Here is a 14,392-nt window from a genome sequence, read left to right on the forward strand (position 1 = left end):
ACTATCACTAGAAAGAGTCAAGTTTAAAACACGGCTTTGAGATAAATCAGGCTAAAAATCATATCCTTTTCTTATATGAAAGATTTTTATCTTTAATAATAAATAAGATTTTTGTTTTTAACTGCAAGATAAGAAGGGAAAGATAGAACAATTAACAACCCAGAAGCTGGGTTTATTGAGAAAACCCAGCTTAGTTGAATAAGGCAATGTCAGTTATTTTTTACCGACTTGATGGCCAATAACACCACCTAAGACACCACCGCCAATGGTACCTAATGCGCTACCATCTGTTAAAATAGCGCCACCGATAGCACCTGCACCGGCGCCAATTGCTGTATTACGGTCGCGTTTTGTCATGCTAGAACAACCCGCAAGTGAAAAAAGCAGAACAGAAGCGACACACAGTGTTCCAATCTTTTTTAACGTGATATTCATTTTTATAAACTCCGATATAAAGGACAATATAAAAATAAACTTATCGTATTTATACTAGGATCGGAATATTCGGGAACAATGGAGAGAAAATTCTTAAATTAACCCACATTATAGTGGGTTAATGTTTATTAGCGCATTATTAGAATGCTTGACGGAAAATTTCAATGATCTCTTTTTCATTACCTTTACGAGGATTAGAGAATGCATTACCGTCTTTAAGAGCCATTTCCGCCATATATGGGAAATCAGATTCTTTCACACCTAATTCACCTAAATGTTGCGGAATACCAATATCCACAGAAAGGCGTGCGATAGCTGTAATAGCACGTTCTGCTGCGTCCATCACGGATAATCCTGCGACGTTTTCCCCCATAAACTCAGCAATATCTGCAAATTTCTCTGGGTTAGCAATCAGATTATAACGTAGTACATGTGGTAACAGCACTGCATTAGCGACACCATGAGGCATATCATATAAACCACCTAATTGGTGAGCCATTGCATGCACGTAACCAAGGTTTGCGTTATTAAATGCCATTCCAGCTAAAAGTGAAGCATAAGCCATATTTTCACGGGCTTTCAGATTTGTTCCCAAGGCTACAGCTTGACGCAAGTTACGAGAAATTAAACGAATTGCTTGAATAGCTGAAGCATCTGTAACAGGGTTAGCATCTTTAGAAATATAAGCTTCAACTGCGTGAGTTAACGCATCCATACCTGTTGCGGCAGTGAGTCCGGCGGGTTTGCCAATCATTAACAATGGATCGTTAATAGAAACAGAAGGGAGGTTACGCCAACTCACAATAACAAATTTAACTTTAGTTTTTGTATTGGTCAGAACACAGTGGCGAGTGACTTCACTTGCTGTACCGGCAGTCGTATTCACAGCAATAATCGGTGGAAGTGGATTTGTTAGTGTTTCAATGCCAGCATAATTATAAAGGTCACCTTCATGAGTGGCTGCAATACCGATACCTTTACCACAGTCGTGTGGACTACCACCTCCCACTGTAATTATCATGTCGCATTGTTCTTTGCGGAACATTGCAAGACCTTCAAGCACATTCGTGTCTTTGGGGTTAGGTTCAGTGCCATCAAATACGGCAACATCAATACCCGCTTCTTTTAGATAACCGATAGTTTTATCTACGGCACCATCTTTTATCGCTCGCAGGCCTTTATCTGTTACCAACAGGGCTTTTTTACCGCCTAATAATTTACAACGTTCACCAACAACAGAGATAGCACCAGGACCAAAAAAGTTAACATTCGGTACCAAGTAATCAAATATACGATAGCTCATGATAAACCTTCCAATATCAGATTATTATTAAAATAAATTAAAGTATTAGTGCATTCTCACCTCGTTGATTATTAAGTCAAGGAAGTAGCTCATCAATGAGATGAATCGATTCATTTAACTTTGGTTCATTTGATATAAGTCAACGGGATATGCTTATTTGATGATGTGAGATTAAGAAAATAACTATTTTAACATATATGGTTTGACAGATTTGTATTCCGAGAGTAGGTTAGAATTTCTTAAAGAAAGGAGCAAATATGGAACCGTTGCAATTATTTAAGGTATTAAGTGATCAAACAAGGCTAGATATTGTGTTGTTACTTAAAGCATCTGGTGAATTGTGTGTTTGTGACATCTATACAGCACTAAATTTATCCCAGCCGAAAACTTCTCGCCACCTAGCTATGTTGCGAGAAAGTGGACTATTACTTGATTCTAAACACGGGAAATGGGTTCATTATCGTTTGTCTCCTACCTTATTACCGTGGGTGAAAAATATTATTGAAGTCACCTATGAAACAGAGAAAAGCAAAATAGCAGATTTACTTCAATCTATTGAAAAGAATGGGTCAGTGAGTTGTTGTTCTGAATAAAAAATTTTAAATTAATATATATGAAAAAGCAGATATGAAGTGTCGATATGAAAAAGCTAGAAGTCTTTGATCCCGCATTATGTTGTAGCACGGGAGAGGTGTGGCACTCGGTGTTGATGCATTGAGCAAACTGGCTGATTAATTTTTTCTAGTAGAAAGCTTTTAATGAGTTTTCTGAAAGAGGTTTGTATGTTTATTGCAGTATTAATATTTGTTTTGACAATCACTTTTGTTATTTGGCAACCAAAAGGATTGGGGATCGGTTGGAGTGCAACAATTGGTGCATTAATCGCATTATTACTAGGCGTCATTAATCTCCAAGATATTCCCGTGGTTTGGAATATTGTATGGAATGCAACCGCTACATTTGTTGCTGTTATTATCATTAGCCTTATTCTTGATGAAAGTGGCTTCTTTGAATGGGCCGCACTCCATGTTGCAAAATGGGGCGGTGGTAAAGGCCGTCTTTTATTTAGCTATATTATCCTGTTAGGCGCATCCGTTGCGGCACTTTTTGCCAATGATGGTGCCGCACTTATTCTAACGCCCATTGTGATTGCAATGTTGTTAGCGCTTGGGTTTAGTAAAGGAACAACATTAGCTTTTGTTATGGCAGCAGGATTTATTGCAGATACAGCAAGCTTGCCTTTAATTGTTTCAAATTTAGTTAATATCGTCTCTGCTGATTTCTTTAATATCGGATTTACGGAATATGCGTCAGTGATGGTTCCCGTTGATATCGCTGCAATTATTGCAACATTAATTATGTTACATTGGTTTTTTCGCAAAGATATTCCTCAGCAATATGACACCTCTAAGTTAGCGATGCCTGCGACGGTGATCAAAGATGTGAAAACATTTAAAGCCGGTTGGTTGGTATTACTTCTTTTATTACTTGGTTTTTTCATACTGGAACCTTTGGGTATTCCAATTAGTGCTATTGCCGCTGTTGGTGCTGTAATTTTGTGGTTTATTGCGGCACGAGGAAAGACGATTAATACTCGAAAAGTTTTACGTGGAGCACCTTGGCAAATCGTGATTTTCTCCCTTGGCATGTACCTTGTTGTTTATGGATTACGTAATGCTGGTTTGACTCAATATCTATCTGAAGTTTTTGACTTCTTATCAAGCAAAGGTGTGTGGACTGCAACACTCGGAACGGGATATATCACCGCATTTTTATCATCAATTATGAATAATATGCCAACCGTTCTTATCGGAGCCTTATCGATTGAAGGTAGTAATGCCTCTGGTTTAATTAAAGAAGCGATGGTTTATGCGAATGTTATTGGTGCAGATTTAGGCCCTAAAATTACGCCAATAGGAAGTTTAGCGACATTATTGTGGTTGCATGTTTTGTCGCAAAAAAATATGACCATTACATGGGGATATTATTTTAAAACAGGTATTGTTATGACTATTCCCGTACTTACGGTAACACTGATTGCATTAGCACTTAGACTTACATTAATGAATTAGTGGTGAAAAAATGAATCGCATTGTAATTTATCACAATCCAAATTGTGGCACATCACGAAACACGCTTGAAATGATACGAAACAGTGGTGTAGAGCCTGAAATTATCCATTATCTTGAGACGCCACCCTCTAAGCATGTTTTAGAGAAACTGATTGCTGATATGGGAATTTCGGTTAAAGCACTATTACGAAAGAATGTTGAACCTTATGATAAATTAGATCTTGATCATGTTAATGTTACTGATAAACAACTTATTGATTATATGTTGAAATATCCAATATTAATCAATAGACCTATTGTTGTGACCCCCTTAGGAACTCGGTTATGCCGTCCTTCAGAAGTCGTCTTAGATATTCTTCCAAAAGCACAGAAAGGTGCCTTTTCAAAAGAAGATGGACAAAATGTTGTCGATGAAAAAGGGAATAGGCTGATATAAAAGAGTTTATTAACTATTTTTAGGGTAATAGAAGCCTCACTAAGGTGAGGTTTTTTGTTGTAATTATCGGCATCATCTGACTTAAGTAAGAAGGGCGGAAACGAAAAAATAAAGCACCCCAAGCAGGTGTAGGTGCTTTATTGTATCCAACCAATATCACTTACTCTTCGAAGTACCAATATCCTTGGTTGATAAATTCGGTTAATTCCGCAACAAAGGCTGGGTTCTTCAATGCTTCACCGAGTTCATCTACGCCAACTTCTGTAAACTGGCACAATGCATCTGCTCCCTTCGTTTCTTTGGTCGCCCAATATTCTGTATTCACAAAGAAATTATCTTCGATGCGTAGGACACGCAGTCCGCTTAGTCGGATTAGTTTTTCGCCAGCATTCAATGAGCTTAATACTTCTTCTGGCTGATATGGCGGTTCTGCAGGTGCAACATCTAGCTCATGGCGCGAAGTGGTTGCAAAACGGCCTAACCACTGTTCAAAATCACCTGGCTTATTGATCATTTCAATCATCATAGCGCGCAGGCGTTCAACTTCATAAGTCTCCATTTTTCCTGCATTATCGCGTATCGTTAGGTTTGGATCGCCATAATTTATTCCACCTAGATCTTGTTCTAGTGCGTAGTCTGCAAAGCTACTCAGCAAATCACGACCATTTGGTCCACGAAAACCGACGGAATAATTCATGGTATCTTCAAAGGTGAAGCCATCGTGAGGAAATCCAGGTGGAATATACAAAATATCGCCTGGTGCCATTTCCACATCAATAATTGGCTCAAACGGATCAACATGTAGTAATGCGGGATGCGGACAGAATTGACGCATTGGTAGGGCGTCACCTACGCGCCAACGACGGCGTCCCATTCCTTGAATGATAAAAACATCATAGTTATCAATATGAGGTCCGACACCACCTCCCGGTACGGAATAGGAGATCATCAGATCGTCAAGACGCCATTCTGGTAGCACTCGAAACGGTTTCACCAGTTCAGCTGCTGGCATATGCCAATGGTTAACTGCTTGTACCAGTAGTGACCATCCTTCTTCGCCCAATTCGCTGAAGTCTTCAAATGGCCCATGACTTGCCTGCCATTTGTTGCCAGTGAGGCTGACAAGGCGGCTGTCGATTTCCGGTTCCATTGCCAGACCTGCTAGTTCATCTGGAGTGATAGGATCGACAAAATTAGGAAATGCATTTTTCAGTACAACAGGTTTTTTTTGCCAGTATTTTTCTAAAAATTCAGGCCAGTTAAGATTCAATTTGTTAACCATGTGATCACGTCTGTATCAATGAATAAGTGGGTAATTATAGAAGTAATACACGGTGATATTTTTGTTTGGCGTCAAATGGTAGTTAATAACTGTCAGGGGAATGTTTATTGCTTCGTGCAAGATGTAGAGGTTGTTAAAATTCCCTCCATCAGGTGTCGCGCATTGGGAAAGAGCTTCGATGATTCGCGAGACACATTCATCACTGGATAAACTGGATGAGTCTATATTTGAGACTTAGAAAACATTGGTGAATGCGCTTTAGTTTAAAAAGAAGCAACATAATCAACCAGACAAAAATAGAGATTTTAGTGCCTACCTGTATTTAGATACCAAGGTTCGCATAATGTATATTATGTTAAATTAGATATATGACTAATAACTTTATTCCAAGTATATGTATCATCATCTCTAAGCCCTACTAATATGATTATTTTCTATATTAAAATATTGAACCAATGCTTTATATTCTTTTTCACTGATAGTTACTTCTCTATCCTTGAGTTTGTATTTTTCTTAAGTTTTTGGGTGTTGTGATCCTCGCTTGTGAAACATGTGTTCGGGTGAAAAACTTATAATTCAATTAAATATCAATTAATTACTTCATCTTTATCTTATTCATTTTTTTTGTTCCCTTAAAGCAAATGTTTTAAATGGCAATGAAATAAACTTAAGCTACAATTTAATAAACCTGCTGGAATAAATATAAAAAAACTGACCTTCTTATCTTTAATTTATTATTAAAAATAAATAGTTAGCTGTATTACTAATACAGCTCGGTACGATCACACCTTTTATTTAATAAAGGGTTAATTCCTTTTAAATAGGAAATCAAAAATCATGAATAAAACTTTCGCGACCGAAATATTTATCAATGGCGAGATCCATACTCTTGATAAAGAAAATCCTCTCGCTCAAGCGATAGCTGTCTATCAAGGTAAATTTCTTTTTATTGGCTCAAATGATGAAGTGATGCAGTTTCAAAATGCAGAAACAAAAATCATCGATCTAAAAAACCACGTTATTATTCCTGGGCTTAATGACTCACATCTTCATCTGATCCGCGGTGGATTAAACTACAACCTAGAATTACGGTGGGAAGGCGTCCCTTCTCTTTCTATTGCTCTTGATATGTTAAAGGCTCAAGCCCAAGTGACACCGTCACCGCAATGGGTACGTGTTGTTGGTGGTTGGAGCGAGTTTCAATTCGCAGAGCGCCGTATGCCAACGCTAGACGAAATTAATGCGGTTTCTCCTGATACGCCTGTTTTTGTATTACACCTCTATGATAGCGCATTGCTAAACAAAGCTGCATTGCGTGCGATTGGTTATACCAAAGAGACCCCGAATCCTCCAGGTGGTGAAATTCAGCGTGATGAACATGGCAACCCGACCGGATTATTGATAGCAAAACCTAACGCGATGTTGCTCTATTCTGCATTAGCAAAAGGCCCTAAATTACCGCTTGAATATCAAGTCAATTCAACCCGCCAATTTATGAGAGAATTAAATCGTCTTGGTGTCACGAGCGCTATTGATGCGGGGGGTGGTTTTCAAAATTATCCTGAAGATTATCAAGTTGTTGATGAGCTTGCCAAAAATAACCAATTAACGATTCGTATTGCTTATAATTTATTTACCCAAAGACCAAAGCAAGAGTTTCAAGATTTCCAACAATGGACATCAATGGTATCACCCGGTGATGGCAGTGATTTTTATCGTCATAACGGTGCGGGTGAAATGTTGGTTTTTTCTGCGGCAGATTTTGAAGACTTCTTACAGCCAAGACCGGATCTTCCTGAAAACATGGAAGCTGAATTAGAAAAAGTAATCCGTCATTTAGTCGAACATCGCTGGCCATTTCGTTTACATGCCACTTATAACGAATCCATTAGCCGTATGCTAGATGTCTTTGAAAAAGTTAATAAAGAGATCCCTTTTGATGGATTACATTGGTTTTTCGATCATGCTGAAACCATCAGTGAGAAAAATATTGAACGCGTTAAAGCACTTGGCGGTGGATTAGCAATTCAACATCGCATGGCATTTCAAGGCGAATATTTTGCACAACGTTATGGTACAAAAGCACTGAAACAGACACCCCCTGTCGCCAAAATGTTAAATGCACAAGTTCCTGTTGGATTAGGTACAGATGCAACTCGTGTTGCTAGTTACAATCCGTGGACAGCGCTTTATTGGTTAGTGTCAGGGCGTACTGTAGGTGGCATGCAAATGTATGACGGCGATAATCGTTTAGACAGAGATACCGCGCTTATGTTATGGACGATGGGGAGTTCATGGTTCTCCAATGAACAAGGTAAAAAAGGCCAAATTAAAGCAGGCCAACTTGCCGATTTTATTGCCCTTTCTGCTGATTATTTTCGAGTGCCGGAAAACGAGATCAAAGCAATTGAATCACTTTTAACCGTCGTAGATGGCAAAATTGTATATGCAAATGGTGATTTTTCATCATTAACACCGCCTTCTATTCCTGTATTACCTGATTGGTCACCGGTGATCAAAGTACCAGGTCATTATTCTTACTTACAACAAGAGACAAAAACAGCGGTGTTAAATCAGCTACATCAATGCTGTGGTGCCTGCCATGTTCATGGGCATCAACATGATATCGCTCGCCAATCATCCATTCCTATTTCAGATGATAATGCATTTTGGGGCGCTTTAGGCTGTTCTTGCTTTGCATTCTAATTTTTATCATAACGATGGTTGGTGAATATTTGCCAGCCATTTCAAACAAAGAGAGATAAGACGATGGCAACGCAACGCGCCTCTGCATGGTCGCCCTTACGTAATCGTATTTTTTTCGTATTATGGATGGCAACGCTATTTTCTAATATTGGTACTTGGATGAATGATGTGGGTGCCGGTTGGTTGATGACAAACCTAAGCCCTGATCCCGTAATGATTGCCGCTATTCAAGCCATGACTACATTACCTGTTTTCTTATTGGCACTTCCAGCAGGAGCCATTGCTGATATTTTTGATAAACGAAAATTGCTTATTTTCGTCAATATCTTAATGCTCTGTGCAGCTTCATTATTGGCTGTTTTGGTGTATTTCGATGTTATCAGCATTGGCTGGTTATTATTAATTACCTTTATTTTGGGCTCTGGTGCGGCATTTTTAGGCCCTGCATGGCAAGCGATTGTGCCAAGTATTGTTGAGCCACAAGAATTAAAATCGGGTATTGCCTTAAACAGTATGGGAATTAATATTAGCCGTGCAATAGGCCCTGCACTTGCAGGTATTTTGATTTCTCAAGTTGGCCTTTATTTACCATTTTTACTAAATGCATTGAGTTTTATCGCCATTATTCTTGCTGTCTGGTGGTGGGAAGGTGAGAAAAAAGAAGAGGAAAAACTCCCTGCTGAATCTGTTGTGGCTGCGATGATCTCCGGTTTACGCTATGCACGTTATAGTCCTGCATTAATCAAAACGATTATAAGAGCCGCCAGCTTTTTTATTTTTGCGAGTGCTTATTGGGCAATGTTACCGCTAGTCGCTCGGGTATCACTACATGGCGATGCAACATTATACGGTTTACTTACCACCAGCATTGGTATTGGTGCAGTGGTTGGTGCATTTAGCTTATCAACATTGCGTGAAAAATGGAGTACCAGCACACTAATTGCTGTTGGCACTGTGGGGACTGCATTGGTGTTATTTATTTTCGCTAGTGCGACTTCAAAATATTTAGCTATTTTTGCCAGTATGCTTGCTGGATTTAGCTGGATAATCACCCTTTCCACATTAATGGTCTCAGCACAAACAGCATTGCCTAATTGGGTTCGTGCGAGAGGTCTTGCGCTCTATTTAACCGTATTTTCTGGCTCAATGGCGTTAGGTTCCCTTATCTGGGGACAAATTGCGTCACATACGTCAGTGACGGTAGCTTTGTTGTGTGCAACTGTTGGGATTATTTTAGTTTGGTTATGTGTTTTGCGTGTCAAATTGGAACATGACAACATCAACTTACAGCACTCAGAACACTTTATTTTGGATGATGGACTGATTGATATTACAACAGATAAAGGCCCTGTGTTAATTACCGTGAATTATCAAATTGAAGTCAATCACCGTGAGCAATTCCTAAGTTTAATGAATCGATTAAAAACGGTTCGTTTAAGAGATGGCGGTTATTCATGGGGGCTATTTGTTTCATCTGATGCGATTACAGAAAATAACGTTCAAACCTATATGGAAACTTTTATGGTGGCTTCTTGGGCTGAACATCTTCGTCAACATGATCGCGCAACAATGGATGATAAACAGTTGCAACAACAATTAGATAAAATCATCAGTGCTAAAAAAGTGACTCACTCTTTTTCTGCTTTTTCACGTAAGAAGTAATTAGCAGTAACCAAGCCATTAACGCTTATTAAATAGATTAGTTTAATGGCTTGGCTTTAGAATACATGCCATATTTATTTTATTCGGTTCCTTTTATTGATACTGCTATGGCTTTCTTGTACTCTGCACCGCTTCTTACCTTTGAAATAACTAAAACGTATTTGAGAAAATCATGACAGGACATCGTTCTAAAGATCCGTTACATGGCGTTACTCTTGAAATGCAAGTAAATGCGCTAGTAGCAAAATATGGTTGGGCTAAATTAGGACAACTCATCAAAATTAACTGCTTTAGAAGTGATCCTAGCGTGAAATCAAGTTTAAAGTTTTTGCGCAGAACACCGTGGGCACGTGCTGAAGTAGAAGCGCTTTATCTTGATTCTCTTGAAGCAGATATTGATGATGTGATTGAAGTTATCGATCACCCAGATTGTGATCCGTGGGCAAATAGTAGAAAGCGATAAGTGTTTTATTTTATTGTTATATTTTCTTATTCATCTCTAAACTCTTTTGGCGTCATCCCCAATTCTTTTTTAAAGATAGAGTAAAAATATTGCAAAGACGGATAGCCACACATCACAGATATTTCTTGGATTGCGAGTGTTGTGGTGGCTAATAAGTTTTGAGCGCGTTTGAGTTTTTCTTCATAAATAACGGTATGAATTGTTTTGCCAATCTCCTTTTTAAAACGTTGTTCTAAATTGGAACGCGACATATTAACGGCATCTAAAACTTGCTCTGTTTTTATCCCTTTACAGGCATTGTAATAAATATAATGCATGGCTTGAACAACGGTGGGATCATTAAAAGAATGAAAATCGGTTGAACGACGTTCGACGATTTTAACGGGAGGAACTAATATTCTTTGCTGTTTCTCTGTTACATGCCCTTCTAGCGTTTGATGTAGTAACTTCGCGGCTAAATATCCCATTCGTCGTGAGCCTTGCACAACAGAAGATAATGCAATACGCGATAAATAACGTGTCATATCTTCGTCATCAATACCAATAATACTGATTTCTTCAGGCACATTAATATTTAAATTATCGCAAACTTGCAGTAAATGTCGTGCTCTTGCATCGGTGACAGCAATAATCCCAGTTTGTGGTGGTAAAGTTTGTATCCAATCTGATAAACGGTTTTGCGCGTGTTGCCAATTTTCTTGGGTAATATCCATACCGTTATAAACAATGCCTGGATATTTTTCGCGGGTGACTAATTGACGAAAGGCATGCTCACGTTCATTAGACCAATGAGGATGATTTTTTGCTGGTAGGCCATAAAAAGCAAAGTGTTTCAGCCCTTTTTGTTTTAAATGTAAAAAGGCTTGTTGAACTAATGCGTAATTATCCGTGGCGATATAAGGTACGGGGGGATAATTTTCCTCTTGATGATAAGAGCCCCCTACGCCAATGACTGCTAACGACGATTGGCTTAAATGTTTCGCAATAATCGGATCATCAAAATCAGCGATAATACCATCACAAACCCAATGATTAATATTATCAAGTCGAGTACGAAAATCTTCTTCAATAAATACATCCCAATGGCACTGTGATGCTTGAAGATATTCTCCAACACCCTCAACCACTTGTCGGTCATAGACTTTATTAGCGTTGAATAACAGCACAATACGAAAGTATTTATCTTTTTTCATTTTACTCTACCTAGTCCCCCAGCTACGCATTAAACCACAGCTTTAATTTTGCTAGAACTTGCTTTCATCGCTATGTGATTACTATCACACAAGCCAAATTTCGTAATAGCAAAGTAAAAAATAGGAATAACCAATGCTACTAACAACGAGTATTTTGTTTTTAAACACGCTTGCCGAGGAGATTTTTCATGTATCAGAATAACTTTAATAAATTAATTTCTAGGCAAAATACCTATAGTGCAAAATGGTGTAATAGTAACGCTAATGTTATTCCGTTATCTGTTGCAGATATGGATATTCCTGCGCCAGATTTTATTGTCAATGCATTGACACAATTTAATCTTAAAGGAATTTATGGCTATACCGACCTTAGTGAAGATTGGAATGACGTTGCTGCAAACTGGTTTAAAACGCAATATCAGTGGATTGTAGAGCCTAGTTCTATTGTTTTTTGCCCCCGTATTATTCAAGCGGTTTCGCTTTATATTCAAAACTTCACATCCATTGGTGATAAAGTCACAACCTTATCACCTGCTTATCATCCTATTAGTAATGCTGTTTGTGTCAATCAACGTGAACTATTAGAAAGCCCGTTGATTTATCATGACGGCTATTATGAAATTGATTTTGATGACTTAGAAAGTAAGTTTAAACAGTCTGTCTGCTTTATTTTACTATCGCCACATAACCCAACTGGAACGGTATGGCAAAAAAGTGATTTAATAAAAATAGCGGAACTTGCACAAAAATATCAGGTTTTTATTATTTCTGATGATGTGCATGCAGATTTTGTTTTCGATGGTGCAAGTTACCACCCTATTTCATCAGTAAATACTTATGTAGAACAACACTCCTTTATGTGTACTTCTCCCGCTAAAACATTCAATTTAGCGGGTCTTGAAGTTGCCAATATCGTTATTGCCAATCCTGAATATCGTGAAAAATTCAAGCAATGCTTAATTGCTGCGGGTATTCATAATCCTGGCTATTTTTCAGTTCCCGCTTTTTTACAAGCTTATACCTTACAAGGCCAACAGTGGATTGGTGAATTAAAAACGTACCTTGCTGATAATCGTCGTTGGGTAAAAGAACAATGTGAACGTTATTTTCCTGATTGGGTTATCACTCAAAGTCATGGCACCTACATGCTATGGATCAACTACCAAAAAATGCAGTTATCTGAAGAACAACTAAAACATTGGTTTGTTTCATTAGCTGAAGTGGAAATGAGTTGGGGGCGTGGTTTTGGTGCGGTTGGGGATGGTTTTTTCCGCATTAATATCGCGACACCTCGTTCAATATTAGAAACCGTTTTCACTCGGCTTATTCGTACCTTACCTCACGCCAGTTTGGAATAAATTACAATGAAAACGCAAACGATAAACAGTCCGAGAACACCTACATTACTCGAATCTCTCTTTCCGATATTCACCATGGTGGTGCTATTAGGAGGAGGTTACGCCGCTTTTGATTTACCACCAGAGCCGTTAATGGTGCTGTCTACAGTTGTAGCTGCGCTATTAGTAAAACGATTAGGATATCGCTATGACGAGATCTTAACGGCTATCTCACAAAAAATTGCTAAGACTATGCCCGCATTGCTGATTTTAATCAGTGTGGGCTTGTTAATAGGCACATGGATGATTGGCGGTACCATTCCTCTGATGATCTATTACGGATTAAAAATGATCAGCCCAGAAATGCTTTATGTTACTGCATTATTGGTTACATCATTAGTATCAGTCTGTACGGGAACTTCATGGGGGTCAGCAGGAACCATTGGTGTTGCTTTTATGGGGGTTGCCGTTGGTATGGATGCAAACCTTGCAGCAACAGCTGGTGCTGTCGTCGCGGGTGCCTATTTTGGTGACAAACTTTCACCATTATCTGGTGATACCAACCTTGCCGCCATGGCTGCGAGGATCGACCTCTATCAACATATTTGGCACTTACTTTACACCACACTGCCTTCACTGATTTTAACGGCAATTGTGATGATTGTTTATGGCATGAATGGTGATTTAGCAGGTCAAGGTGTACCAGAAAAAGTGACCTTAATTACAAATGGTCTGGAGAATGTTTATAACTTCAATTTAATTCTTCTCATTCCTGTATTAGTCATTTTATATGGTTCAGTAACGAAAAAGCCCACTATCCCAGTAATGTTAGCCTCTGCCGCAATTGCGATGTTTAACGCCTATCTTATTCAAGGCTTTGGATTACATGACATCGTAAAAAGTGCAGTTGATGGTTTTAATGTTTCAATGATCCAAGGGAAAGAGGTTCCTGAATTATTAGGTAACTTATTAAATCGTGGTGGCATGAACTCGATGATGAGCACCCTGCTTATCTGTTTCTGTGCCCTCTCTTTTGCCGGTACCTTATCATTAAGTGGCGCATTAGAAGTGATTGTCCATGCATTGTTAAAAATGGTTCACTCAACAGGTTCAATGATCTTAGCCACGATTGTTTGCGGGTTAACCATGATTGGCGTGACTTGTAATGGACAAATCTCAATTCTTATTCCTATCGAAATGTTACGCGGTGCCTACATCGAACGAGGCTTACACCCTAAAAACCTCGCTCGTACCGTAGAAGACTCCGCCACTATTTTTGAACCCATTTTACCGTGGACAGCCGCAGGGGCTTATATGGCAGGTACCTTAGGTGTTGCAACCTTAAGTTACTTACCTTGGGCTGTATTGTGCTGGAGTGGCATCTTCTTTGCCATGCTGTGGGGTTTCACGGGCTTTGGCATTGCCAAATTAACACCAGAAGAGCAGGAAGAGATGACTGCTGAGCTTGGATCACATTCAGAATTACAACTTGATACTAAATAA

General features: G+C 38.8%; 12 protein-coding genes. 8 read left to right on the top strand and 4 right to left on the bottom strand.

All coding sequences use genetic code 11. The annotated features are described in order from the left end of the window. Positions 1–213 precede the first annotated feature (213 nt). Together osmB and dhaT are read right to left on the bottom strand one after the other, a co-directional pair. On the bottom strand, positions 214–435 hold the full coding sequence (osmB, locus tag DK858_RS10780; RefSeq protein WP_006536908.1) for an osmotically-inducible lipoprotein OsmB: 222 nt from the start codon (positions 433–435) through the stop codon (positions 214–216). Between the two features lie 139 nt (positions 436–574). Then, positions 575–1,738 (bottom strand): 1,3-propanediol dehydrogenase, encoded by a 1,164-nt coding sequence (gene dhaT, locus DK858_RS10785; RefSeq protein ID WP_109397393.1) that lies wholly within the window; start codon positions 1,736–1,738, stop codon positions 575–577. 257 nt (positions 1,739–1,995) lie between these two features. Here dhaT and DK858_RS10790 point away from each other — a divergent pair, with 257 nt between their 5' ends. The 3 genes from DK858_RS10790 (at position 1,996) to arsC (ending at position 4,246) form a co-directional block, all read left to right on the top strand. Beyond that, a complete protein-coding gene (locus DK858_RS10790; RefSeq protein ID WP_109397394.1) occupies positions 1,996–2,331 on the top strand; it encodes a metalloregulator ArsR/SmtB family transcription factor in 336 nt (111 codons plus the stop codon). A 189-nt stretch (positions 2,332–2,520) separates the two neighbouring features. Next, complete coding sequence (locus DK858_RS10800; protein WP_109397395.1) at positions 2,521–3,810, top strand: arsenic transporter; 1,290 nt, start codon at positions 2,521–2,523, stop codon at positions 3,808–3,810. A gap of 10 nt (positions 3,811–3,820) precedes the next feature. Continuing rightward, positions 3,821–4,246 carry a glutaredoxin-dependent arsenate reductase gene (gene arsC, locus DK858_RS10805; protein WP_109397396.1) on the top strand — a complete coding sequence of 142 codons (426 nt, stop codon included), beginning with the start codon at positions 3,821–3,823 and terminating at the stop codon, positions 4,244–4,246. 160 nt (positions 4,247–4,406) lie between these two features. On the opposite strand, the gene DK858_RS10810 is transcribed toward arsC, so the two are convergent. Further along, on the bottom strand, positions 4,407–5,528 hold the full coding sequence (locus tag DK858_RS10810) for a ribosomal protein uL16 3-hydroxylase (protein WP_109397397.1): 1,122 nt from the start codon (positions 5,526–5,528) through the stop codon (positions 4,407–4,409). An 837-nt stretch (positions 5,529–6,365) separates the two neighbouring features. Here DK858_RS10810 and DK858_RS10815 point away from each other — a divergent pair. From DK858_RS10815 to DK858_RS10825, 3 genes are all read left to right on the top strand, one after another. Beyond that, a complete protein-coding gene (locus DK858_RS10815) occupies positions 6,366–8,234 on the top strand; it encodes an amidohydrolase (protein ID WP_109397398.1) in 1,869 nt (622 codons plus the stop codon). A gap of 63 nt (positions 8,235–8,297) precedes the next feature. After that, positions 8,298–9,896, top strand: coding sequence for an MFS transporter (locus DK858_RS10820; protein ID WP_109397399.1), 1,599 nt, complete (start codon positions 8,298–8,300; stop codon positions 9,894–9,896). Between the two features lie 172 nt (positions 9,897–10,068). Then, entirely contained in the window at positions 10,069–10,359 is a 291-nt protein-coding gene (locus tag DK858_RS10825; RefSeq protein WP_109397400.1) for a VF530 family protein, read from the top strand. Positions 10,360–10,385: 26 nt separating this feature from the next. On the opposite strand, the gene DK858_RS10830 is transcribed toward DK858_RS10825, so the two are convergent. Continuing rightward, entirely contained in the window at positions 10,386–11,552 is a 1,167-nt protein-coding gene (locus DK858_RS10830; RefSeq protein WP_109397401.1) for a XylR family transcriptional regulator, read from the bottom strand. Between the two features lie 188 nt (positions 11,553–11,740). Between DK858_RS10830 and DK858_RS10835 the strand changes: the two genes are divergently transcribed. Together DK858_RS10835 and nhaC are read left to right on the top strand one after the other, a co-directional pair. Further along, a complete protein-coding gene (locus tag DK858_RS10835) occupies positions 11,741–12,910 on the top strand; it encodes a MalY/PatB family protein (RefSeq protein WP_109397402.1) in 1,170 nt (389 codons plus the stop codon). A 6-nt stretch (positions 12,911–12,916) separates the two neighbouring features. Then, positions 12,917–14,392 carry a Na+/H+ antiporter NhaC gene (gene nhaC / locus DK858_RS10840; protein ID WP_109397403.1) on the top strand — a complete coding sequence of 492 codons (1,476 nt, stop codon included), beginning with the start codon at positions 12,917–12,919 and terminating at the stop codon, positions 14,390–14,392.

Source organism: Proteus faecis (genome assembly GCF_003144395.1).
In the GTDB taxonomy this organism is placed as follows: Bacteria; Pseudomonadota; Gammaproteobacteria; order Enterobacterales; family Enterobacteriaceae; genus Proteus; species Proteus faecis.